13 protein-coding genes are annotated in these 24,307 nt (G+C 60.0%); 9 read left to right on the top strand and 4 right to left on the bottom strand.

Going from position 1 to position 24,307, the window contains the following annotated elements; all coding sequences use genetic code 11:
• Positions 1–148 precede the first annotated feature (148 nt).
• The 4 genes from ACSQ20_RS00200 to ACSQ20_RS00185 all read left to right on the top strand — a co-directional run bounded on the left by ACSQ20_RS00200 (position 149) and on the right by ACSQ20_RS00185 (position 5,982).
• Positions 149–907, top strand: a complete 759-nt coding sequence (locus tag ACSQ20_RS00200; protein ID WP_436016340.1) for a DeoR/GlpR family DNA-binding transcription regulator — start codon at positions 149–151, stop codon at positions 905–907.
• Between the two features lie 346 nt (positions 908–1,253).
• On the top strand, positions 1,254–1,844 hold the full coding sequence (locus ACSQ20_RS00195; protein ID WP_436016338.1) for a chorismate--pyruvate lyase family protein: 591 nt from the start codon (positions 1,254–1,256) through the stop codon (positions 1,842–1,844).
• The gene (locus tag ACSQ20_RS00190; RefSeq protein WP_436016336.1) at positions 1,837–3,036 is read left to right on the top strand and encodes an FAD-dependent monooxygenase; all 1,200 of its coding nucleotides are present in this window, start codon (positions 1,837–1,839) and stop codon (positions 3,034–3,036) included. Before ACSQ20_RS00195 ends, ACSQ20_RS00190 begins: the two co-directional genes overlap by 8 nt.
• 123 nt (positions 3,037–3,159) lie before the next feature.
• Positions 3,160–5,982: a ShET2/EspL2 family type III secretion system effector toxin gene (locus tag ACSQ20_RS00185; protein WP_436016334.1), complete on the top strand. Its 2,823-nt coding sequence runs from the start codon at positions 3,160–3,162 to the stop codon at positions 5,980–5,982.
• 28 nt (positions 5,983–6,010) lie between these two features.
• Here ACSQ20_RS00185 and ACSQ20_RS00180 read toward each other — a convergent pair whose 3' ends face one another.
• Together ACSQ20_RS00180 and ACSQ20_RS00175 are read right to left on the bottom strand one after the other, a co-directional pair.
• Entirely contained in the window at positions 6,011–7,045 is a 1,035-nt protein-coding gene (locus ACSQ20_RS00180) for an NADP-dependent oxidoreductase (RefSeq protein ID WP_436016332.1), read from the bottom strand.
• Between the two features lie 98 nt (positions 7,046–7,143).
• The gene (locus tag ACSQ20_RS00175) at positions 7,144–7,749 is read right to left on the bottom strand and encodes a TetR/AcrR family transcriptional regulator (RefSeq protein ID WP_436016330.1); all 606 of its coding nucleotides are present in this window, start codon (positions 7,747–7,749) and stop codon (positions 7,144–7,146) included.
• 260 nt (positions 7,750–8,009) lie between these two features.
• On the opposite strand from ACSQ20_RS00175, the gene ACSQ20_RS00170 reads away from it, so the two are divergent.
• From ACSQ20_RS00170 to ACSQ20_RS00155, 4 genes are all read left to right on the top strand, one after another.
• Entirely contained in the window at positions 8,010–8,195 is a 186-nt protein-coding gene (locus ACSQ20_RS00170; RefSeq protein WP_436016328.1) for a hypothetical protein, read from the top strand.
• Between the two features lie 32 nt (positions 8,196–8,227).
• The gene (dbpA, locus tag ACSQ20_RS00165; RefSeq protein ID WP_436016326.1) at positions 8,228–9,634 is read left to right on the top strand and encodes an ATP-dependent RNA helicase DbpA; all 1,407 of its coding nucleotides are present in this window, start codon (positions 8,228–8,230) and stop codon (positions 9,632–9,634) included.
• Between the two features lie 166 nt (positions 9,635–9,800).
• A complete protein-coding gene (locus tag ACSQ20_RS00160; protein ID WP_436016324.1) occupies positions 9,801–15,905 on the top strand; it encodes a hypothetical protein in 6,105 nt (2,034 codons plus the stop codon).
• Positions 15,906–15,974: 69 nt separating this feature from the next.
• Complete coding sequence (locus ACSQ20_RS00155) at positions 15,975–22,025, top strand: hypothetical protein (RefSeq protein WP_436016322.1); 6,051 nt, start codon at positions 15,975–15,977, stop codon at positions 22,023–22,025.
• Here ACSQ20_RS00155 and ACSQ20_RS00150 read toward each other — a convergent pair.
• Complete coding sequence (locus tag ACSQ20_RS00150; protein ID WP_436016320.1) at positions 22,010–22,516, bottom strand: DinB family protein; 507 nt, start codon at positions 22,514–22,516, stop codon at positions 22,010–22,012. The two genes, ACSQ20_RS00155 and ACSQ20_RS00150, sit on opposite strands and share 16 nt — an antisense overlap.
• 154 nt (positions 22,517–22,670) lie before the next feature.
• Between ACSQ20_RS00150 and ACSQ20_RS00145 the strand changes: the two genes are divergently transcribed.
• Positions 22,671–23,222 (top strand): TetR/AcrR family transcriptional regulator, encoded by a 552-nt coding sequence (locus ACSQ20_RS00145; RefSeq protein WP_436016318.1) that lies wholly within the window; start codon positions 22,671–22,673, stop codon positions 23,220–23,222.
• A 6-nt stretch (positions 23,223–23,228) separates the two neighbouring features.
• Here the strand turns inward: ACSQ20_RS00145 and ACSQ20_RS00140 are convergent, their stop codons facing one another.
• A complete protein-coding gene (locus ACSQ20_RS00140) occupies positions 23,229–24,263 on the bottom strand; it encodes a dienelactone hydrolase family protein (RefSeq protein WP_436016316.1) in 1,035 nt (344 codons plus the stop codon).
• Positions 24,264–24,307 lie beyond the last annotated feature (44 nt).

Below are 24,307 nucleotides of genomic sequence, written 5' to 3'. Positions count from 1 at the left end.
GCATCGAATGACCCGAATGAGCCGGATACGCCGTAATCACGAGCCCCGCGCCGGCTTCGATTCATTCGAACCTGCGACATTGTCATTCGAATGTCACACCCCCTCGCTACCGTGACGGCCAATTCATTCGAACATTTGCGCCGTTACCATGTCTCTCTCGCCACGCCAGGAGCAGATCGTCACGCTGTTTCGTCAGCATGGCGCCATGAGCGTCGACGACCTCGCGGGACGCTTCGAGGTCGCACCGCAAACCATCCGTCGCGATATTAATTCGTTGTGCGAAGCAAATGTTCTGCGCCGCACGTACGGTGGCGCCAAGCTGCTCACGCCAGGTGTGAACCAACCCTATGCGGTGCGCCGCGTGCGCAACCTCGAAGGCAAAACACGCATCGGCGCCGCCGCGGCAGCATTGGTTCCCGACGGCAGCACCGTCCTGATCGGCATCGGCACGACACCGGAGCAGGTCGCGCTTGCTCTCGCGTTTCGCGAACGGCTCACCATCGTCACCAACAATTTGCGCGCGGCGCTCGCGCTCGCCACACGGTCGACTCATCGCATTGTCATGCCCGGCGGCCAATTGCGTGAACAAAATCCAGACATCCTCGGTCCCGAGGCCGATCGGCTCTTTCGCGAGTATCGCGCCGATTTCGGCATCTACGGTGTCGGCGGCATCGACGACGACGGCGCGCTGCTGGACTACGACCGACACGAAACCGCCTCCCGTGAAGCACTCAGCAGCAGTTGCCGTCAACGCATCCTCGTCGCGGACAACTGGAAATTTAATCGTCGCCCGCCCGTACGCCGAGGCCGCCTCACCGACCAGCACATGCTCGTCACCGACGCCCAGCCGCCCGAGACGATCGTTCAGATGATCCGCGATCAAGTGAAACTCATCGTCGCCGCATAAAAACATACACGTACGATGTGCGCGAAATGACGATGCGTCGCGTTATGCGCATTGGTCTTGCTGCCCGTTTTCATGCCAATCGCATAACGCATTGAACCCAATGCTCATCCGCCGTAGCGAAAGTCCGCTCACTTTTCCCCGACTACGCGTTTCGTTCACCCGGAAGGCATCGCATTGCCCTGACAATTGACGCAAGTCACCAAGACGCCGTCTCGACAGTCTCGCTTTGTCGACATCGGCGCATCTCACTTGCGTAGAGCGTTGCCCTACGCAGCCTCGGTTCAACGATGAGGCAGCCATATCAGGAGACATCATTCCAGCGCCGCTTTATCGCAAGGATTCGCCAATGTCCACGCCTATCGAGCAAGCCAGGTTCTTTTCCCTTCCGGCCGCAATCACCGCGGAAGATCGCGTCAAGCATCAAGTGTGGAACGCGCTACATTCGCCCGCACGCGCACTCTTGTGTACCGACGGTACGTTGACATTGCTCCTGAGCGCGTTTGCCGACGAAAACATTGAAACCGTTCTGCTCTCGCAAGAAACCGGCATCATCGAACCCGCGTCGGAAACGATGGGCCTCGATACGGACGAAGCCGCGATTCGGCGCGAGGTTTTAATTAGGACTACTGAATTCAAGCGCAATCTCGTGTATGCCGAATCGCTCATTGCACATCAACGCTTGTCGGCAGATCTGCGCAGTGAGTTGATCGAAGGCACTCGTCCGATCGGCTTGCTGCTGCGTTCCGCGCGCATCGAGTCGTTTCGCGAGTTGGTCGATTGGGGAATTTATCCGTTACGTCACGCCCCCCGGCTGCAAGCCTATTTCGATGTCAGCGAGTTGCTTTATCGCACTTACCATATCGTCGTCGGCCAGCGGCCTCTGATGCGCATTACCGAATACTTTCCGCGCAGCCTCTTCGAGGACCGACATGCCTAGGTCGACCACACCGGTTCTTATTGTCGGCGCTGGCCCGGTTGGCCTCACTACGGCGTTGCTGCTCGCGAAGCAAGGCATTCCTTCCACGATCTTGCAACGCGGCGCCGACATCATGCGCACAGGCTCCCGTGCGATTGTGCTGCTGCGCGAAACGCTTGAAACGTTCGACGACGCGGCGCCCGGCACCGGAGACAAACTGGCGGCGCGCGGCATTACCTGGCGCATCAAACGAACCTATTACAAAGATCGGTTGTTGTTCAGCGAGACCTATCCTGCGGCCACCCACAGTCGATACCCGCTGTTCGTCAATGTGTCGCAACTGGAAACGGACTGCGCGCTGTTGCACGCGGCACAGCAGCACTACCCGTCGCTCATTTCGATTTGCTTCGATCAAACGGTCAGCGGGCTTGAGCAAACGCCGCAAAACGTGATTGTCACGACGCGCGAGGGCGGCGAATTCGTCGCGGACTTCGTCGTCGGCGCCGACGGCGCGCATTCGAGTGTGCGCAACCTGCTCGGCGTCGCGCTAGTCGGCCGCCGCTCCGAAAACCGGTTTCTGATAGCCGATGTGCGCGCCAAGCTCGACATCGACTACGAGCGCCGGTTTTATTACAGTCCGCCCGGAAACAAGGGCTATCAGGCGTTCATGCTGCCGCAGCCCGATAACGTCTGGCGACTCGATTGGCAAGTCGCGGCCGATACGAACCTTGCCATCGAAGCCAATCCCGAGCGCCTCGATACGAGAGTCCGGGCGTTGATTGGCCCGCACGTGCCGTATGAAGTGCTATGGACGAGCCTCTATCAGTTCAACAACATGCGCGCGGAGCATTTCACTGTCGGGCGCGTTTTGCTCGCGGGCGACGCCGCGCATCAGTTCAGTCCGTTCGGCGGGCGCGGGCTCAACTCGGGAATCGGCGACGCACGTGCGTTGGCCCGCCGCCTCGCAGAGGTCATCAAAGACGGATCGCCTGTGCATAGCCTCGCGTCGTATCACGAGGAACGACAGGCCGCAGCCGTTGCGAACCTGCGGGCGACAGGACGCGTGCTGCGCGTGCTCGTCCCTGCGACGCCGTTACATCGCGCGGTACGCCATCTTGCGTTGCAGGGCGCACCGCACTTTGCGTTCTGCCGACGCTACGTCGACTCCGGCCCGTACGCGGTGACGCAAAAGGCCATTGCCGCCTCGGCTTGATTCGGCGCGACGAAACAAACGCTCGCTTCGTTTTTTAGGTCATGTATTCGTGCGCCGCGAGACGAGCGAGCAGGGTCTGGCATAAAGCTCTTCGCCTGCAATTCATGTGCCTAACAAGAAGCTATGTCGACCACTCCGATCCGCGGCCCGGCATCCGCGGATGCACAGCCAGCCGGTTCTTCCGATATGCCCGCGCCGCCGGCGGCGCAAAGCCCGTCGGGTGCCGCGGCCGAACGCTTGGCAGTACCGGAGCGGCTTAAAGGGCTCCCCACTCGGCGCAGCTCAGCCGACCCGGTTCGTCGCGAAGCTGCCTTTGGGCTGTCCTCGCTCCAACGATCGTTGCCGCCGCCCGAGCCGCCCGCGACACCTCCCGAGGGGTATCGGAGCCTGGTCGATATCAATTTGCCGCTGAATCAGGTGCTGGCCTCGCCGCAACTGGTCCAGCAAGTGATGAAAGCGAGCGGTTTTGGCGGCAAGCCGGTTCGCGGCGCTGACGGCCATTCGACGGTGACGTATTCGCGACAAAGGAACTCGATCAATATTTACGTCGACCTGGATATCAGGAGCGTCACGATCGAGCTCGACTCAACGCATCAACACGCGGTTTCGATTTCGGCTTATCCGTCCGTGCTCTCGCGCGACATGCTCGATTATCTTGTGCAGGCACAGCTTTTACATCCCTCGGTGCTCGAACTGGATGTCGAAGAAACGCGCCCCGATTTGCTGAACAAGCTAAGCCCCGATGGAACAAGGCTTGACTTGACGCACGTGTTTGTGGCTTCGCTCCGAGATGCGCCGCCCGAGGTCACAGACGCGACCCGCGGCAATTTCACGGAGCTTGTGCTGCCCGGTACACTCAGTTCGATTCCCGCATGGGTCGAGAGCTTACCGAATCTCCGGTGCATGGAGGTACCCAATTATTTCGGCTCGGAATTGACGGTTCGCAGCCCGTCTCTCGAAGCGCTTTATACGGACGGCGGCGCGCTGCGTACCATCGAAGTGCCGGCGACTGCCGAAGCGTATTGCCGGGGGCGAACTTGGCCCGATCAAGAAAAGATCGAAGTCACATATCGCGACACACGCACGGGCGAAGTCGTGCGCAAGGGGCCAGCGATCGGCCACCTTTATTACACGTTCGATCCGAATTCGAGGATCGACTATCGGGCCCACCTGAACACTGCTGAGGCAAGGTTTCAAACGGGGAAGGAGATTGTCTGCCGGCATTTCGCCATGGACTGGGCCCACCGTCTTCAACAACATCGCGCGCGGCGTGACGTGGGGCGGTTTGTAGACGAATGGGCGGCAAGCCATGCGGACCGCGACAAGATTGAAAGTTCGGTGAGTCCCGACACGGATGCCCGGCTTGAGGAGGCTCACGCTCTTGGCCCCGAACAAGCGCTAGTCGGACATCAGCAATGGGGCACCTTTTTTCGCGACGAGTTCTCGCGAATGCGCCCCGGTGCGATGAAGCAGTTTATCGTCAGCGTGGCTACCCATGTCATGGTGATAGAACTAGCCATCACGCGGGGCGCTCATGGCAAACGCTATATCGCGACGTATTACGATCCGAATCTGACGTTGAACCGCGCACGCATTGTGGAAGACAGTCTCGATCACGTCGCGCATTGGAGCGGCGATAAGTTCATGAGTCGGTCCGAAGCCGAGGCGTACTATGGCGGGCGATCGCAACCGGAGGTCGCGCTTTTTATCTCTGTGCCCAGCGAGTTTCATTCGAGGCATATGTCCGAGCCGTTATTCGACGCACCGCCAGCAGACCGCACGTTGCGCGATTACCTGGCGCCGGAAGATCGAAGCAATAGCGCCGTTTCGGTCATTTTGTACCATTCAGATCACGTTACAAGCGATGCATTACGTTCGATGCTGGCGGGATGCCGCACGCCAGCCGAAAAAATTGCGGTCCTGGCCGGCAAGCGCCTGGACGGCTTGTCGAGCATTTGGGACGCAACGTTGCACAACCGGTCGCGATCGATAAGCGCATTTTGCGAGGTCGTCACGCAGGCTCGGCTAGCAGGCGAGCTTACCCATGATCAGGTGTACGGATTGATGTTCCCCGGACGCGACGATCTGATCCCGATGTTCCAAACGGCGATGCTTCTTAACGATGCAAAAATGGCGCGCTCATATCTTGATATGTTCGAGCGCATGCTGATGCACGATGTGTGGCCAGCTCGACAAAAGATGGGGATGCTCGCATCAGTAGCACCGAATGGCGACACCGCGCTTTATGGAGCCTCTGTCGCTCGAAACGTGGAAGCCGTGCGTCTGTTCGGCCAAACGCTGGTACGACTGCTGGCGGCCGGTCGCCTGACGCAAGAAGAATTTCTCGAACTGTTGAGCTGCGGCTCGCAAGATGGCTGCGCCATTCGCCGCGCGGTCGAAGCCCAAGATAAAGAGATGCTGCTCGCGCTTGGCGAGATCATCGGGCAAGGTGCAGCCACCGAGCGGCTGTCGAAAGACAAGGTGTTCGAGCTTATTGCCGGAAACGGGGTCATTGAACCATCGATTTTTGCCGATGCAACAAGCCGCTGGCCGATGGGGGCCATTCACCCGTTTTGCACACTGCTCAAAAACATGTGGTCGGCGGGCGCGCTCTCCAGCCCGCAAATCGTCGAGATACTGGGAGGCGAGCACGCCGGCAACCCGCCGCCTTTTTACACGGCGCTACAGGGAGCCATACCTGATGCCACGCTCGCATTTGGCGACGGCCTGCGCGATTTATACGAGGCCGGCGCATTGACACGCGACCAAGTCGAAACGTTGCTCGAAGCCAAGGCGGACAACGGCAAGATCGCCGTGGCCAGTGCGCACGACCACGGAAACGATCCGGCCGTTCAAGCGTTCTGGGCCGTTGTCGGCGAAGGGTTGAGAGGCGGCTGGGTGAGCACGGCGAAAGCACTCGAATGGACCTCGGCAAGCTCGCCCTGAGCCGCACGCGCTTCGTAAGCAGTCCTAATTAAATCTCTGCAACCCGCACCACGAGCTTGCCGAAGTTGCGCCCTTCGAGCAGGCCGATGAAAGCGGCGGGCGCATGCTCCAACCCGTCGACCACATCCTCGCGCAGCTTCACAAGACCGCTTTCGACCCACTCGCCCATCTCGCGACGGAACATATCGAAGCGTTCGCCATAGTGATCGAGGATCACGAAGCCTTGCATGCGAATGCGCTTTTGCAGCACGGTCGACATGACGAGCGGCAGACGGTTGGGACCCGCCGGCAACGCTTGTTCGTTGTAGTGCGCAATCACGCCGCATACGGGCACGCGCGCGCCAACGTTGAGCAACGGCAACACCGCATCGAACACCGCGCCGCCGACGTTTTCAAAGTAGACATCGATGCCATCCGGGCATGCGGCAGCGAGGCGCTCGGCGAATTGCGGATCCCGCCGATCGAGACAAACATCGAAGCCAAGTACATCGACCGCATAGCCGCATTTGTCCGCGCCGCCCGCAATGCCGACCACGCGCGCGCCCTTGATTTTCGCGATCTGCCCGACTGCCGAGCCGACCGGCCCGGTTGCCGCGGCCACGACGACGGTCTCGCCCGGCTTCGGCTGTCCGATATCGTGCAAGCCGACGTAAGCCGTGAAGCCCGGCATGCCGAGCCCGCCCAACGCTAGCGACGGCTTCGCTGTTTGCGCGAGCGCCGTGAGGTCCTGGCCGTCGGAGATCGCATAGTCTTGCCACCCGGCATTGGCAAGCACGAGTTCGCCCTCACGCCATTGCGGATGATTCGACGCTACCACGCGGCTCACCGTCGCACCCACCATCGGTTCGTCCAATTTCACGGAAGACGCATAGGCCGGACCGATTTCCTCCATCAAATTGCGCATGTACGGATCGAGTGAAAGATAAAGCGTGCGCAGCAGCACTTGTCCTTCGTTCGGCGTCGGCACGGCAGCCGCTTCCAGCCGGAAATCTCGCGGCGTCGGCAAGCCCTGCGGACGCGCGGCAAGGACGAATCGGCGATTGATGTTGTCGGTTTGGGGCATCGGCCTACTTCCTTTCGAAGAGAAATGTATGAGCGAATGGATCGGGTATCGCCCGCCAATTAGACCGGTCGTCTAGCGTGCGATACAAAAAAGTTGCTTCATGCCGCGTCCGGTACCAGACCCAGCAGTTGCCGGGTAGCGACCATCGCCGTGTCAAGCGGCGCGCGACTGCGCGTGATCTTCGAGAGCAGGCTTGCGCCGAACCAGCTCTGGTAAAGCGCCATTGCTGTCGTCGGCGCGTCGAGCACGGCCGGCAACGAGCCGTCGGCCTTACCCACTTCAATGCAGCGCGCAAGACGCTCGGTCACACCGCCGGTACCGCGCGCGAGTGCGGTGCGCATGGCCTCCGACAGATCGCATACCTCGGCGCCCAACTTCACCGCGAGACAGCGGCTTTGCGCTTCGTCGCCGGTTTGCGAATCGAGCCAGTCCCGGAAGTAGCTGATCATCCGCTGCGCTGCACTGCCGGGCGCGCTCAGCAACTTATCGGTTCGAGCCAAGTAAGCGTCGAAGTACGCATCGAGCAGTGCCTCGCCGAACGCTTCCTTCGAGCCGAAGTAGTGATAAAACGAGCCTTTCGGTACCTTTGCCGCCGCGAGCACCTCGGTCAAGCCGACCGCCGTGAAGCCCTTCGCCAACAACAGCGGATAGGCCACATCGAGGATGTGCTGACGGACATCGACAGGGGCGGTAGTCGCACTCATGGGAACGGACTCTAGCATCTATTAGACCGGTCGTCTAGCGCCAAAGAGAAGTCCGAGCTCCCAGGCGCATATCCGTTAAAATCACGGCACGCGCGCTCTTTCTGATCGCCGCCTGATCAATCATCCCCGTCGACGAAAACATCAAGCGAACGGCCGCCTTGCATCTGCGCAACGCGTGGCCACGCGCTTTCCCAGCTCCCGCTCATTCAACGAACGTCGAGCGTGGCGCTATAAAGATCCAGTTAGTTGGAGAAACAAACTTGTTTACGTGCAGAAACCAGAGCTGCGGTGCGCAGTGGGCGCAATCCGATGTTGTCGTCAAGAACGAAGGGCAGGGGTTACTGTTTCGCTGCCCGATGTGCGGGGCGCGCAACTATGTGGAGCGAGTCGATACGAAGGACGGTTCGGTCGTCTTTCGGCAAATCGAAAACCGCCCGTCCAACTGACTCCACCTGACGCCATCCGACGCCACTCCGACATGAACGACAAACACATCAACCCACCGGCCGCGCCTTTCAGCGAGCTCGCGCTCCCTGCTGCCACGCTCGCCACACTCGCGCAACTCGGCTATCTCGAGATGACGCCCATCCAGGCCGCGAGCCTGCCGATCGCGCTCGCGAGGCACGATCTGATTGCGCAGGCGAAGACGGGCAGCGGCAAGACCGCCGCATTTTCGCTTGCCTTGCTCGCACGGCTCGATGCGCGACGCTTCGACGTGCAGGCGATGGTGCTGTGCCCAACGCGCGAGCTTGCCGATCAGGTCACGCAGGAGATTCGCCGCTTGGCGCGCGCCGAGGAAAACATCAAGGTGCTGACGTTGTGCGGCGGCACACCAATGCGTCCGCAAACAGCGAGCCTCGAGCACGGCGCACATATCGTCGTGGGCACGCCGGGCCGCATCATGGATCATCTCGAACGAGGCAGCTTGGCGCTCGGCGCACTCGAGACCCTCGTGCTCGACGAAGCGGACCGCATGCTCGACATGGGCTTTTTCGATGACATCGCAACGGTTGTGCGCCAATGCCCGAGCGAGCGTCAAACGTTGCTGTTTTCCGCGACCTATCCGGAGGGCATCGCCAAGCTGAGCCGGCAGTTCTTACGGAGTCCTAAGGAAGTGAAGCTCGAAGAGCGTCACGACAACAGCAAGATTCGCCAACGCTTTTACGAAGTGACCGAAGACGAGCGGCTGCATGCGGTCGGAATGCTCCTCAATCACTATCGCCCGGTCAGCGCGCTTGCGTTTTGCAACACGAAACAGCAGTGCCGCGATTTGCTCGACGTATTGCGTGCGCAGGGCTTTCATGCGCTGGCACTGCATGGCGAACTCGAGCAGCGCGAGCGCGATCAAGTGCTGATTCAATTTGCGAACCGGAGTTGCTCGGTGCTGGTGGCCACCGATGTCGCCGCGCGAGGGCTCGATATCGCGCAATTGGAAGCCGTAATCAATGTGGATGTGACGCCTGACCCCGAAATCCACGTGCATCGCATCGGCCGCACAGGGCGCGCGGACCAGGACGGGTGGGCACTGAGTCTTGCGAGCGTGGACGAAATGGGGCGCGTCGGCGCGATCGAGCAAGCGCTGAGGTGCGAACTCGAATGGCATACGCTTGCGGAACTCAAACCGAGTAGCGATACCCCGTTGCTGCCACCGATGGAAACGCTTCAGATACTCGGCGGGCGCAAGGAAAAGATCCGTCCGGGCGATGTGCTGGGCGCGCTGACGGGCGAAGCGGGGTTCGACGGCGCGCAGATCGGCAAGATCAATGTGACCGAGTTTTCGACTTACGTCGCGGTGGAGCGCGGCATTGCGCGCGACGCGTTGCGCAAGCTCAGTGCAGGCAAGGTGAAGGGAAAAAAGGTGAAGGTACGCTTGATGGATGAATAGATTCGTTTGCCACGGTAGCGTTCGACAAGAAAAGCTCGCGATTATGGCGGACGTTTCGCGTGTGACCTTGAATCTGTGCCATGTCACGGTAAAGTTGCTCGGCTCGCAGAGCCCAATAATCGTCACCGAAACAGCATAGACCAACCCTTTTTGCATGAAGGACGCCATGCGCTTCCCATCCTGCAACAATGATGGGGTCGAGCGCCCGGACGAACCCGGCGACGCCAGCGGCGCTAACAGCAAAGCCACGCCCGCGCCGCAGCAACACACCGTTGCAGGCCCCCTTTCGAACCTGATCGACAAGGCGCAGCCGCGTCGCAATGCCGGTGCTCGTGTCGGTCAGGCCGAAGCATCGCCAAACGTGCCGCCGCCCGCTCGCGAGACGCCGGCTGATCCGGTAGTGATCGCGCCATTCGTCGTCGACAGCGCGCAGCGCACCATCACGAAGTTCGGGCAGCCCTGCCTGGTCTTTAGGCAAGATCGCGGCAAGTCGCGCTCGCTCACCCCCAAGGAATTCCAAGCCGCCGAACTGCTGATTCACAACATAGGCCAGTACGTATCGCGTGAAACGCTCTGTTCGCAATTGGGCTGCGATTACAAGGCGCTGCAAAAAATTCTCGCCAATGTACGTCAGGCCCTCGGCCTGGGCAGTATCAAGAATCCGCTTGCGACGCTGATGCTGTTGCCCAATGGTTCTCCGGTGCGCGGCTACGGAATATTCCATGCCGCACCGAGCACGGCCAATGCTCGCGCGCATGCCGGCGCGAATGCCGCCATGCGCGGGACGCGGGATGCACTGCTTGCGGACCTCGGAGCCGACGTGCAAACAGTGAAACCGCCGCAAGACGACCCAACACTCGTCGTGCGGATCGATGATGAAACCATCAGGCTGCGGGCCTGCCGCATCGTCGGGCGCACGCAGACAAAATTCAACGCCGCCGCAACGGTTGAATTACCCGCGCACGATACGGATGAGGTGCAGCATGACTTGATGATCGGTTGGGATCACGCGCGCGGTGTCTATGCCATCAGACGCACAGGACGGCCTCTCGTCATCAGCGCCGGACTACTCGACGAGGCACAAGCCTCCGGCACCGCCTATACGCTCGAGCAAGCGCGCGATACCCCCGATGGGGTATCCAAGGTCGAGAGTACCTGGGCTGCGCAACCCGCCGAACTCATGGCAGCGCTCAAAAATTTTCTAACGCACGAGCGCTCACAAACGGAAGGGATTCCGACCAATCTCTCGCTACAAAAGGACGCGCAGATCGCTATTTTGGAGCGCCTTGGCGCCACGCGTCACGGGTTGCCCGGACTCAACCCGCTGCCTGTCTATGGCTTACCCGCCCCTTTTCCTGAGAACGCGTTGCTTTATGCGAATACGATCTCACAGCACGGACAGCGTGGCTTTGGCATCGCGCCTACGCTTGCAAAAAGTAGCGAAGCAGGGGCTGCCGGAAAACACGCCGCGCGCTTTCATCAACGCGACGACATGACGACGTTCATCCTCGGTCTTTACCAATACGACGACACCATGCTCGTCGTCGCTTGGGACCCCGAAATTCGCTCGGAGATGAAGAAGACCCAAATACTTTTGACCGTCAACGAAGACACGCTGCGCGAGGCCAAACAACAAAGCCGCGTGGTCGGTCAAGCGCGCCGCAAGATCGGCGCCGGATATTCCGAGGAGATCTTTGCAGCGCCGCTCGAACATCTCGATGCGTTGATCGAAATGCGCATGCGCCCAAATGCACAGCAACGGATGATCGACGCGCTGGGCGGAACGGCTCGCTTAAAGGAACGGCTCAACGAGCACAGTTTGACCATCGAGAGCGCCTCGCGATTGTTCCATATCCAGTGGTGCGGCCCGCTATTTCATGAAGAAGCGTCATCGCATATCAAACCATTCTCAATCGCAGACCGTTTCGTCGCCCCGCAACCCGACGCAGTCGTCCTCTATGCGGCCTACGACATCGAGACCAACGTCATCGTGCTGTGGCATCAGGCACACGACGCGCCCATGCACAATCAGATGGCTTTTGCGGTCCCGAACCGAATCCTGGAAGAAGCACTGAGCACCGAATTTGCTGAGAACTCCGAATTAATTGGGCAAGGCCAAACCTGGTTCAGAGAGGTCGTTGCCGTCCGATGCGAAAAGCAATCCTTGATGTCGGCGTTTCGTCGCCTGTCACAGCCGTCCGATCGCCCGCAGATCTGGCGAACACCTCGGCGCGCCGACATCCATAGCGAGTTGCAGGCTTATTTGCGTCCCACGGAATGGACCGACTGGGAGCGCACTCGAATACGTCCTTGGCCTATCGTCGTGAACTTGCCCACGCTCGGGAAGACATCGCTGGCTGTCTTCGCCTATCGTGCAAACGTGCACAGCGAGCGCGCTAATTCGATCTCGCTTGTCGTGCGCCCGCATGTTCAAAGCGATGATGAGCGTCCCTCGTTTTTTGCGGCCGGACGTGAACCCCTCTTGCTCGGCGAATGGAACGGCATCTATGTGCTATTCGACGCGAGAGCGCACCCGCGCATCGCGCGTAACCAGTCCATCACAGTTGCGATGCCGCGCCGTTTGCCGCCGCAGATTCAGCGTAAGGGCATCGCGCACGTAAAGCGCTTGGTCGGAATGGGTGAGATCGAAGAAACCATCATCTTCGCGAGCGCAGAACATTTACTCGATGCGCTCGATTTGCGCTTGAAAACATTGCCCAAAGCGAATCTCGATCGGGCTCGTCGTGCCATCAACCTGAATGACACGCAGGCCGTGAACGATATGGTCGAACGCCTTCGGTATGCATTGAATCTGCCCGACCGCAACGCGTTGACCGGTACCCGCGATGCACCGGCGGCCATGCTCGTCGCCACCGAGCCGCCCGAGGGCATCGCGCTCATCGATACTGATGACGCCTTACGTGAGATTGCGCAAACACCGGGCCCCGTTGCGCCGAATCATTTGCTATGGCTTGGCGCGGACGAAGCTGATCACACGGTTGTGCTCGATGCCCGCTTGCGCGCGGTACTGCAAACCGATCAAGCGCCGCGCTGGCCTTCACCCGCACAGTTCGACGTGCTGTGGACGCTCGTGCATGCCGCGGTTCATCACGAGCCTGTTGCGAACGAAGTGATTCAATCAGCGTGTGAGCGCTCGCTTGAATGGTTGTTCCAGGGCAAGCGCGCACCTTTTGCTCTGGATCGCGAGGCTTACGGCGCGTATCGCGTGCGATTAAACAATGCTGCCGAGGACGCAGGCCCAGTGGCGTCGATGCACCCAGCCATGCTCGATCGCGTGTTGAATCATTCGAGTCTTTATGCGCCATCTGGGCGCCAGCCCAGCATCGTTTGGACATTCGTGAAGCGAGTTGGCAGAGCCCGTATCCTCCCGGCCGGCTCGGGCGACGATGTGGTGTTCGAATTGGAAGGACGTCGTGTTTGGGTTTATGGGTTGACCCGCGTTTTACGCAGAAGCGAAGATGGACAAACGGACTATGTGGTCCCCGAACTATCGAAGGCCCAATTGAACCGAATCCGGCTGCACGGCGGGGACCATCATGTATTCGCCGCATTCGATCCTGAGCGCGGCGGGCCTAGTTGGGTGTTCTGGTCTGCGCGCCCTCACCTCGACCGGTTGGGCGACCCGGGCTATCGACTGCATGTCAGCGCGGACTTGCCCGACAACGCCTCGTACGAATGGCGCGAAACGGACGACAACCATGAAGAGAAAGTCATTCTTTATCGCTCAGACGTTCGCAGCACTTCCATCATCGCTTTATTGAAGCGCGCCGTTGCCCAGCTCCCTGACACTCAGCGTCTCGCATTGCTGCAGACGGATGCTTCGGGACACGGCGTGACGTTGGAACAGGTGCTCGGCGTGATGAAGCCGCTCCATCAGATTGCCATGGCCATGCGCCATGGATTCGCACCGTATAGCAAACGTCACTCGACCAAGGAAATCGAAGCAACGCTAGGCACACACGCCATGCCGAAGGACACGGCATATAGCATGGCCGTCAAGCGCGCTCGTGCGAGCGTTGATGCAGGCGAGGCAATTCCATCGCTTGCCGACGTGATGGCGTTACTGCGCGACGAACGCGCCGAGCAGTACATCGGCTCACCCATCTTGCTCGAGATGCTACGCCAACTGTACGGGTTGACCCACGATGCCAGACCGGCGTCGTTTGTCGACGTGTTCGGCGATCGCGATCTCGCCCCGGCATCGTTGCAGCCTGCATATCGCGAGTTGGTCATGCGTCTCGTGCGAGGTAGCGGTGCGCGCGCAGCGTCGACGGAAATATCGCCTGCCACGGCGGCGGATGCTTTGGCCAACGTGCCTGGCGACGCGGCCGTCCTGCAGCCGGGCACATCGAATGCGGCAACGCCTACGCCGGCCAACAGCATTTCACGCGATGAGGTGTTGTCCGCCCTGATTCTGCCCGACCCGGAGACGCTGCAGGCCAGCTATCAGCGCGCCATCGCGGATATCGAACGGTTTGGCAGCAGGGCATGGCCTGAGGACGTCCTCCTGCCTGACGCGTTGACTCGGTTGCCTGCCGACGTCGAACTCGTCATGCGAGCCTGGCTGGGTATATGGCCCTACACGCAGGGGCAGGCGGCGGCGGCAGTGGCGGCGCAATTCGAAATCACGCCGGTTCATCTCTGCCAGTCCTTGATCCATCGCGCCTGCGAGGAGTTGATCGCCCATGCTTGTTCCATGCGAGGCATCGTGTTGGACGAAGCCTTGGCACATCCGACGCTGGAAAGGCTTAGTGTCCTGATTACGACCAGGTCCGATCACTTGAGCGACGATGAGTTGGATGCCGTGCTGACGCGGCATGGGCTCGCCGGTGCCGAGCCGACCGTTTCGGAGACAACGCGTCAAGGAGAGTTACGAGCATTCCGACCATCGGCGCAATATCGCGTTGCACTGGACAAGCTCACCGGTGAATTCGAAAAATGGCAGGCATTGCGACAAAACAGAAACGAATCGCATTGGTCGCACGAGTACGTCGATGCCATCTATAAGCGAATCGATGTGGGAGTGTACGCGCGTATTCTGCTGCTATTGCGCGACCCGGCTACACGCGATCAGACATTTTCCGACATGGTTCTGAGATCCGTCTCCGCCGCCAATCAGCGCACACTACACCGTGAGGTCGTGACGAATGGAATAAGAAAAAACACGATGCCTCGAAGGAGCGGTGCACAGCGCGGGCCTCACCCTTCGCTATTTTATGAGGCGACGGTAACGAAGGTCTTGGGTATCAATCAACGCATCGAGACATTCGCATATCGTGCGCAGACAGTCGATGCCGTACTCGAGCGCGCGCTGACCATCAGCGATGCTGATGCGAAATTAGTGAAGGCGGTCGCCCAGGACGGCCAGCGCGCGTTCGATGATTTCTACACGGCGAACGTCGACCTCGCGCGCTGGGCCGCCAGCCGGATGGGGTACTTCGAAAGCAAACCTGAAACGCACGGGTTACTCGACGATGCGATGGTCGAACTGCGACGCGCGATCGAGGGTTATGTGCCACGCATGTCGACAGCTTTTTCAGCTTATGCACGCGCTGTCCTGGACTCGAGAATGTTCGTTGGATCACTCAAGCGGTATGCGCGGCGTCTGGATGTACCTGTCAGCCGTGCCCGCGACATCATCATGACGCGGTCCATACGAAATAAATTGCGCAACAAGGCGGCCGCCCAAAACCTGCAGCGCGAGCCGACCCACGAAGAGCTGGCGCGAGCCGCATTCAAACCGGAGTTGCGCCGTCGGCTCGTGCGCGAGTTGAAGGCGGAGCCGACCGCAAGCCAAATAGAGACGGGTTGGCGCAGATACATGCCGGAGTTCATAAGCCGGATAAGAGAAATTATCGAAGTACTGACAGATGAGGACCGAGGGCGGTTTGCCGTTTCGCTGGACAACTCCGCCTTCGCCGACGGCGGCAGAACGCTCCATGAAGGTGTGGCGTCTGCGGAGCCAATCGGGCCGGTATTTCCCGGGGACGAAGCAGACACTCAGGATAACAGTGCACTCGCCGCTGGTCTGCTGGAGGCTTTCCAGCGCGTCGGGCTAAGCGAGGATGAGCAGGACACGCTTCGAGATCATTTCGGCATCGCTGGACATCCCCAGTTACCCATCGACGAGATCGCGAAGCAGCAAGGTATTAGCAAGGAGGCCGTTTCGCAGACCATCACATCCGCGCTTGCGAAGATCGGAGCGTCACCAGACGCGAAGGATCTTTTGATGGACTACCTTCGCCCATAAACGCCGCTTTCGGATACGTCGAGTAAGCCCGGAACGACCACCGAAACCGCATAGCCCAAACCTGCTCGCATGAACAATGCCACGCGCTGCTCACCCGGCGGCAACGACGGCGTCGATCGCCTGGGTGAATCTAACGGCGCCGACGGGCGGGAGTCCGACACCACGCCCGCGCCGCAGCATCGCACCATCGCAGGCCCGCTTTCCGAGTTGATGGATGGGGCACAGCCGCGTCGCCACGCATCCGTTCGGGACACGCCAGTTGATCCGGTAGCGGGCACGCCATTCGTCGTCGACCGTGCTGCGCGCACCATTACGAAGTTCGGGCAACCCTGTCTGGTCGCGCGGCCGAACCGCGGCAAGCCGCGCGCATTGACTCCGCAGGAATTTCAGGCTGCCGAACTGCTGATCGGTAACATCGGCCAATATGTCTCGCTGGACATGCTCTCTTCGCTGGTGGGCCGCAACGATAGAGCCTTGCGCAGAGTTCTGGACAACATACGCGAAGCGCTGGACCTCGGCAGCATCAAGAATCCGCTTGCGACGCTGATATTGATGCCCAACGGCTCGCCCGTGCGCGGCTACGGCATATTCGCGCCGGCTCCAGGCGCAACCATCGCCGGCGCGAATGCCGCCATGCGTGGCACGCGTGAGGCACTGCTTGCGGATCTGGGCGACGACGTTCAGACGGTTGCGGCCGACGCACAGCATGACGACGCAACACTCGTCGTGCGGATTGATAACCAGACCGTCAGGTTACGAGCCTGCCGCATCGTCGGACGCGCACAGACGAAATTCAACGCCACCGCAACGCTTGCATTGCCCGCTGCTAACACAGACGAAGTGCAGCATGACGTGCTGATCGGCTGGGATAGCACGCGCGGCGTCTATGCAATCAGGCGCGCGGGGCGGCCCGTCGTGATCGGCAGCGCAGTGCTCGACGAGGCGCAGGCCGCGGGCATCGCCTATAAGCTCGACCCATCGCGCGATGCGCCCGATGGCGTGTTCACGGTAGACAGCACCTGGGCCGCGCAGCCCGTCGAGCTACTCACGGCACTGAAGAATTTTCTGACGCACGAGCGCTCGCAAACAGCAGACATTCCGACGAATATCTCGCTGCAAAGGGATATGCAGATCCTGATTCTCGAACGTCTCGGTGCCACCCGTCATGGGCTACCCGGGCTCAACCCGCTTCCTGTCTACGACTTACCCGCGCCTTATCCCGCGAACGCATTGCTTTATGTCGGCACGATCTCACAGCATGGACGGCGTGGCTTCGGCATCCTGCCTACTCTTGCGGGGCGGGGTCAAGCGTTGGTCACGCGTTTTCATCGACGCGAAGACATGGCGACGTTCATCTTCGGTCTTTACCAATACGACGACACGATGCTCGTCGCCGCCTGGGACCCGGACAGTCGTTCGGAAACGAAGAAGAGCCAAATACTTTTGACCGTCAGCGAAGACACGCTACGCAAGGCGAAAGAACAGAACCGCGCGGTCGAAGAGTTGCGCAACATTGGCATGGGGCGTTTCGAGGAAATTTTCGTCGCGCCGCTCGAGCACCTCGATGCATTGATCGACATGCGCCTGCGCCCGAACCCGCAGCAGCGGATGATCGAAGCGCTGGGCGGAACGCCCCGCTTGAAAGAACGCCTCAACGAACACAGTTGGACGATCAAAATAGCAGGGCACGTGTTCCACGTGCAGTGGTGCGGCGGACTGTTTCGGGGGGAGACTTCGTCTCATATCGAACCGTTCTCGATCGCCGAGCGCTTCGTCGCCCCCCAACCGGACGCACTCGTTGTGTACGCCGGCTACGATGTCGAGACCAACGTTGTGGTGCTATGGCAGCAGACGCATGATGCCCCGGTACACGATCAGATGGAGTTTACTGTTGCCAACAACATTCTTGAAGAAGCACTGAGCGCCGGATTTGCTGAGGACTCCGAATTAATCGGCACAGAACGCGTCCGGTTCCGAACAGCCGTTGCCGCCCGCTGCGAAAACGACGCATTGATGGCGGCGTTTCATCGCCTGTCGCAGCCGCGTGAGCGCGCGCAAGTCTGGCGCGCAAGCGGACCTTCCGGCATTCACGATGAATTGCAAGCATACCTGCACCCTACGGAGCGGACCGATGCAGAACGCACTCGAATACACCCGTGGGCTATCGCCGTGAACCTGCCCACGCTTGGCGAGACGTTGCTTGATGTCTTCGCCTATCGCGCGAAGACCTATTGGGAGCGTATCGAATCGATCCCGCTCGTCATTCGACCGCAGATTCAACGAGACGACGAACGCCCTTCATTTTTTTCTGCGAGACGCGAACCCGTTTTGCTCGGCGCATGGAACGGCATTTATATTTTGTTCGACCCGCGAGCGCACCCGCGTGTCATGCGCAAGCAATCCATCACGGTCGCCCTGCCGCGCCGCCTGCTGCCGCGGATCCGGAAGAAGGGCACCGCGCAGATCACCCGCCCGATTGGTATCGGCGAGATCGAAGAAACCATCATCTTCGCGACCGGAGAACACTTGCTTCATGCCCTCGACCTGCGTTTGAAGACATTGCCCAAAATAAACCTCGATCGCGCTCGCCGGGCCATCGACTTGCATGACAGGGAAGCCGTGAACGACATGGTCGAACGCCTACAGCACGCGCTGGATCTACCCGAGCGTCACGCACTGACGGGCACTCGCGACATGCCGCCAGCCATGCTGATCGCCACCGATCCGCCCGAGGGCATCGCGCTGATCGAGACCGATGACGCGCTGCGTCAGGTTTCCCAAATGCCCGGCTCCTCCACGCCAGATCATTTGCTATGGCTGCGCGAAGACGAATCCGATCGCATGGTCCTGCTCGATCTGTGCTTGCGCGCTGTCCTTCAAGCAGACCAGGCGCCGCGCTGGCCGTCGCCACCGCAGTTCGATGTGCTGTGGACGATCGCGCACGCCGCGGCTCGTGGCGAGCCGGTAGCTGACGATGTGATTCAATCGGCGTGCGAGCGCTCGCTTGAATGGTTGTTCGTGGGCAAGCGAGCACCATTTATCGTGGATCGCGAGGCCTGCGGGACGTATCGCGTGCGATTAAACGATGCTACCGCGGAGGCAATGTCGGCGACGCCGATGCATCGAACCATCCTCGACCGCGTGTTGAATCATCCGACGCTTTACGCCGCGCCACGAGCCCGGCCTGACATCGTGTGGGCATTTTCGAAACGTATCGGCCGCGAGCGCGTCTTGCCGGCAGGCTCGGGCGACGATCTTGTGTTCGAACTGGATGGGCGCCGTGTATGGGTATACGGATTGACCCGCGTTTTGCGCCGAAGCGAGGATGGACAAACGGACTATATCGTCCCAGAACTATCGAAGACGCAATTGAATCGGCTCCGGCTGCACGCCGGGGACCATCACGTGTTTGCGGCGTTCGATCCCGCGCACGGTGAATATGGCTGGGTGTTTTGGTCGGCGCGTCCACATGTCGACCGGCTGGGTGACCCGGGCTACCGGCTACACATCAGCGCGGTGCGGCCGGACCATGCGGCGGAGGAATGGCGCGAGATGGAAGACGGCAGTGAAGAGAGGGTTACTTTTTATCGCGCAAAGCCTCAGAGAGGCTCCGTCATCACGTTATTGAAACGCACGGTTGCAGCGCTTCCGCGAAGTCAGCATCTCGCGTTGCTGCAAACGCATGCATCGGAACATGGCCTGCCATTCGATCAGGTGCTGGGCGTGATGAGGCCCGTCGACCAGATGGCCTTAGCGATGCGCTATGGATTCGCACCTTATACAAGACGTTACGCGCGTCAAGAAATCGAAGAAGCGCTGGGCACCGTAGCCAGGAACTCGCACGAGCAGTTTCGTCGGGCGATCAAGCGCGCCCGCGCGAGCATCGATGCAGGCGAGGCGATTCCATCGCTTGCCGACGTGATCGAACTATTGCGCGACGAACGTGCCGAGCACTATATAGGCTCAGCTATTCTGCTCGACATGCTGCGCCAACTGTACGGGTTGAATCACGATGCCAGACCGGCGTTGCTTGTCGACGTGTTCGGTGGCCATCAGTTCGGCCGCGGGCTGTGGCACGACTTGTACCGCGAGTTGGTCATGCGTCTGATGCGAGGCCGCGCTCAGCATGCAGCGGACACAGGCAAGCCACCGGCCACCGATGCGCTGATCGAGGCGCGTGTGCCCAGCGATGTGCCCCGCTCCGAGCCGGCTGCACCGGGGATGGCAACGCCCACACCGACTGTAAGCGTTGACCGCGACAGTCTGTTGCCCAACCTGGTTCTGCCGGATGCGGAGGCGCTACATGCGAGCTATCAGATCGCCATCGCGAATCTTGAACGCGAGCGCGACGCCGCATGGCCCGGAGACGTCGCGCTGCCCAGCGCCCTGGCTCGGCTGCCTGCGGATGTGGAATTGGTCATGCGAGCTTGGCTTGGGATCTGGCCTTTTGGGCAACGCCACACGACGCAAGCGGTGGCGGCGCAGTTCGATATCGCATCCCCCGATATCTGCCGGTCCTTGATCCGTCGCGCCAGCGACGAGCTGCTTGCCCACGCGCAGTCCATGCGGGGCATCGTATTAGACGAGGAGGTGACACGTCCCACGTTGGAAAGACTGGCTGCGTTGATTACGAAACAGTCCGAGCGTTTGGACGACGACGAGTTGGGCGCCGTGCTAGCGCGGCATGGACTGGCTGGCGCGCAACTCACCGTCTCGAAGACGACGCGTCAAGGGGGGCTGCGCGAGTTCCGGCCGCCCCCGCGATATCGCGTTGCGCTGGATAAGCTCACGGGGGAATTCGACAAATGGGAGACCTTGCGGCAAAAGGCCAGCGAACGGTCTCTGTCCGCCGAGCAGATCGACGACATTTATAAGCGCATCGATGCCGGCGAATACGCCCGGATTCTGCTGTTGTTACGCGATCCGGCTACACGCGATAAGACATTCTCGGACATGGTCCTTCGGTCCGTCGCGGCGGCCGGCAAGCGGAAGTTGCATCGCCAGGCGGCGACGCGAGGAATAAGAATGGGCAAGGGCCAGCGCGACGACGATGGCCTACGGCGTCTGCCCAGCACCACGTTGAGCTATGAGACGTCGGTAACCCGGGTCTGGGGAATCGATCCGCGTATCGAAACGTTTGAGCAACGCGCGCAGTTGCTCGATGCGGTGCTTGAACGTGCACTGGTCATCACTGACCAGGAGGCCGAGTCGATGAGGGCGATCATCAAGGAAGGCAAGCAGGCATTTGACGCATTCTATGAAAGGAACATCGGGCTTGCGCACCTTGCGGCCAGCGCCATGGGCTATTCCAAAGACCGGCCCGAAACGCATGGGGCACTCGACGACGCGATGGTTGCGCTGCGTCGTGCAATTGAGGGGTACATGCCCCGGATGTCCACCTCGTTCAGTTTATACGCAATGTCTGTTATCGAGCCGGCTATCTTCAGAGGATGGTGCAGGCGGTACGCGCGACGCCTGAATATATCGACGAACCGCGCCCGGGACGTCATCATGACGCGGTCCCTACGTGCTCGATTGCGCCACAAGGCAGCCATGCAAAACCTGCAACGCGAGCCTACCCGCGAGGAGCTGGCGAGAGCTGTGATGAAGCCGACGTTGCTCGATCATCTGCGTCGGAAGCTGGATGCCGAGCCGACGGCAAGCCAAACAGAGGCAGGTTGGCGAGAATACATGCCGGAGTTCCTGCGTCGCATCGACGACATCCTTGAAGTGCTCGCGGATGAGGACCAAGCGCGGATTGCAATCTCGCTCGATCAATCCGCCTTTGCCGATGGTGGCAGAACCCTCCACGAGCACGTGGCCGCGCCCGGTCAGCCAGAGCCGTCGTTTCCGGGAGACAAAGCGGACGACCTTGATGACAGCAGCCTCGCTACCAATCTACAGAAGGCGTTCGAGAGCGTGGGGCTCACCGAAGCTGAACAGGATATGCTTAAGCACCGTTTCGGTATTGCCGGATATACGCAGTTGCCCATCGAGCAACTCGCGAAGCGGCAGAGCGTAAGCGAGCAGACCGTTTCGCGAACCATTACATCCGCGCTTTCGAAAATCAGCGAATCACAAGAGGCCGAGGAACTGTTGATGGACTATCTTCGCCGATAACGGCCGCTATCGGATGCGTCGAGAAAATCCGTGATCGCATCGCGACTCGGCGTGATACCTCTTAACTGAAGAATGGCACCCGCATTGCCCCGATGATAGGTGCCGTGCAGACAAACATGCGCAATGATCTCGCCGCGTTGCATGCCGGCCGGCTTGCCGCTCGTAAAAACGAAATCGACGCGCTGTTCAAGTTCGTTCTGCGTCAAACCCTCTACATAGGACACGTACCAGTCATCGATCTGCGCCGCGCTGCTCGCAAGTTCGCGCAACTCGGGTAGCGGTTCCGATCGCGGCGCTTGAAAGCCGTGCGACAGCCCCAGCAGGTGATGCTGAAAGATTCGGTCGACCACATGAATATGGTCGAGGATACGCAGCATGATCGAGGCATCCTCTTTGGTCAGCCGGTCGATATGCTCGCTGACCACCTCGTAAAGGCCACGATCAGCCCAGCGTTTGATGGCAATAAGTTGCGCGTATGGATGAGCACTCATGAAAACCTTCCTTTTCGATTCACAAAAGGCATAATACGAGCGATTGCTCACATTTATCTACTCGCATTCCTCTGCTCCGAACATGCCGCGCAAGCCGCTCACGAAACCCAGGAAACACGCGTCTCAACAGAGATCGCGTGCGACGGTTGACGCATTGATTGAAGCAACCGCTCGCATTTTGGTCAAAGACGGTTTCGACAAGACCACCACGAATCGCATCGCTGAAAAGGCAGGTGTGAGTATTGGCTCGCTCTATCAATACTTTCCGAGCAAAGAGGCGCTCGTTGCCGCTGTCGCGCAACGCCACAACCAGGACCTGATGCGGGTGGTGCGCACCGCGCTCGCGGACGTCGCAGCGCTGCCGCTGGAGCAAGCGGTGCGCAGGCTGGTCGCCGCGGCAATCGACGGGCATCGTGTCGACCCTCAACTGCATCGCGTGCTCGCCGAACAGATCCCGCGTACGGGCAGGACCGCGAATACCGATGTACCGATTCAGCAGGCCCATGCGTTATTTGGCGCCTACCTCGAAGCTCACCGCGGTGAGCTTCGTCAGGTCGACCTCGCGCTGGCAACGTTCGTATGCGTGACCTCGATAGAGGCGCTGACGCACACGGCGGTCCTCGATTATTCCGAACGCGCATCGGACGAAGCGTTCGAAGCGCTCGTCGATGAAGCCACGCGCCTCATCGTTCGGTATCTGCAGTAGTTACTGCTATAACTGAAACACACGCGTCAGAAAGCGTCGTACATCCGCTTCCGCTTTTTTCGCAGCGTCCGCGTTGCTGCCGACAAAAACACCGGTCGTGCGGCACTTCGCGTAATCGAACACGGCCGAGAAATCCTGATAGCGCTTGAAGGTTTGCCCTGTTTTTAGAATGCGATATTCCCACGTGACAGGATCGATCTCACTCGATGGGCAATCTCTACTGGATTGCGCGTTCGGCAACGATTTGAAGTAAGGCACGGTGTTGTCGAAATCGTGATACGCCCCTTCGTACACGTGCACCTCGACATCGAGCCCGGCGGCTTTCATCGCATCCCCATAGTCGACGCAAGGAAGCGCCGGCGTGTAGTTGTCCTTGCGCGCCAAGGCCATCATGATCGGCGCGCCCGTCATCGGCGACGGCGTGGACCAAAACCGTATCGGGCAACCCGGGTAGAACGCGATATGCGCGGCAAAGCGGGTGTCATCAGAGATGATCCCTTTGCGAATCCGGTTGACCGCGGTATCGAGCGCGACGATGCCACCGCGTGAAAAACCAATCACACCTATTCGCCGGGCGTCAATGCGCGGATCGGTGGCCAATAAGCGAAGCGCCGATAGTGCATCGGCATCGTTGGCGGATTGATCCAATAACGATTGGTCGTCGATCGTGCGGTCGATATGCCGCGGCTTGAACGAATCGACCAGGAATGTCGCGATGCCGAGCTTGTTAAAAAACGGCACCCAACGGTCGATATCCTTGTTTTGGATGCCGGCCGAACCATGTGCGATCACCATCGCCGGAAGCGGGCTTTTTGCATCAGCCGGGAATGACAACGTTCCCCATATCATCGTCGGTTCCGGATTGTAGGTTCTGCGCGCCAGCTCGAAACGGCTTTTCGGCGTCACGCTATTGAAGTAAATCTGCCCGACCGGTTGCGTCGATAAATCGGTCAAGACCTGCTGCGCCGCTACGTTGCTCGACATTGCGAATATGATCGGCAACACCGTTAAAGCCAGTTTGGCTACCGCTTTGAGCGTCATCGCTTCCCCGTTAAAACCACCACTTCGTATTCAGGCACCCATGT

This window comes from Trinickia sp. LjRoot230, from assembly GCF_964253315.1.
In the GTDB taxonomy this organism is placed as follows: domain Bacteria; phylum Pseudomonadota; class Gammaproteobacteria; order Burkholderiales; family Burkholderiaceae; genus Trinickia.
Note: the sequence above shows the minus strand (reverse complement) of the source record. Positions and strands in the feature narration are given on the sequence as shown.

Coding starts and splice junctions, on each gene's coding strand:
- ACSQ20_RS00200 (WP_436016340.1), top strand. CDS start 149: ATGTCTCTCTCGCCACGCCAGGAGCAGATCGTCACGCTGTTTCGTCAG.
- ACSQ20_RS00195 (WP_436016338.1), top strand. CDS start 1,254: ATGTCCACGCCTATCGAGCAAGCCAGGTTCTTTTCCCTTCCGGCCGCA.
- ACSQ20_RS00190 (WP_436016336.1), top strand. CDS start 1,837: ATGCCTAGGTCGACCACACCGGTTCTTATTGTCGGCGCTGGCCCGGTT.
- ACSQ20_RS00185 (WP_436016334.1), top strand. CDS start 3,160: ATGTCGACCACTCCGATCCGCGGCCCGGCATCCGCGGATGCACAGCCA.
- ACSQ20_RS00180 (WP_436016332.1), bottom strand. CDS start 7,045: ATGCCCCAAACCGACAACATCAATCGCCGATTCGTCCTTGCCGCGCGT.
- ACSQ20_RS00175 (WP_436016330.1), bottom strand. CDS start 7,749: ATGAGTGCGACTACCGCCCCTGTCGATGTCCGTCAGCACATCCTCGAT.
- dbpA (WP_436016326.1), top strand. CDS start 8,228: ATGAACGACAAACACATCAACCCACCGGCCGCGCCTTTCAGCGAGCTC.
- ACSQ20_RS00160 (WP_436016324.1), top strand. CDS start 9,801: ATGCGCTTCCCATCCTGCAACAATGATGGGGTCGAGCGCCCGGACGAA.
- ACSQ20_RS00155 (WP_436016322.1), top strand. CDS start 15,975: ATGAACAATGCCACGCGCTGCTCACCCGGCGGCAACGACGGCGTCGAT.
- ACSQ20_RS00150 (WP_436016320.1), bottom strand. CDS start 22,516: ATGAGTGCTCATCCATACGCGCAACTTATTGCCATCAAACGCTGGGCT.
- ACSQ20_RS00140 (WP_436016316.1), bottom strand. CDS start 24,263: ATGACGCTCAAAGCGGTAGCCAAACTGGCTTTAACGGTGTTGCCGATC.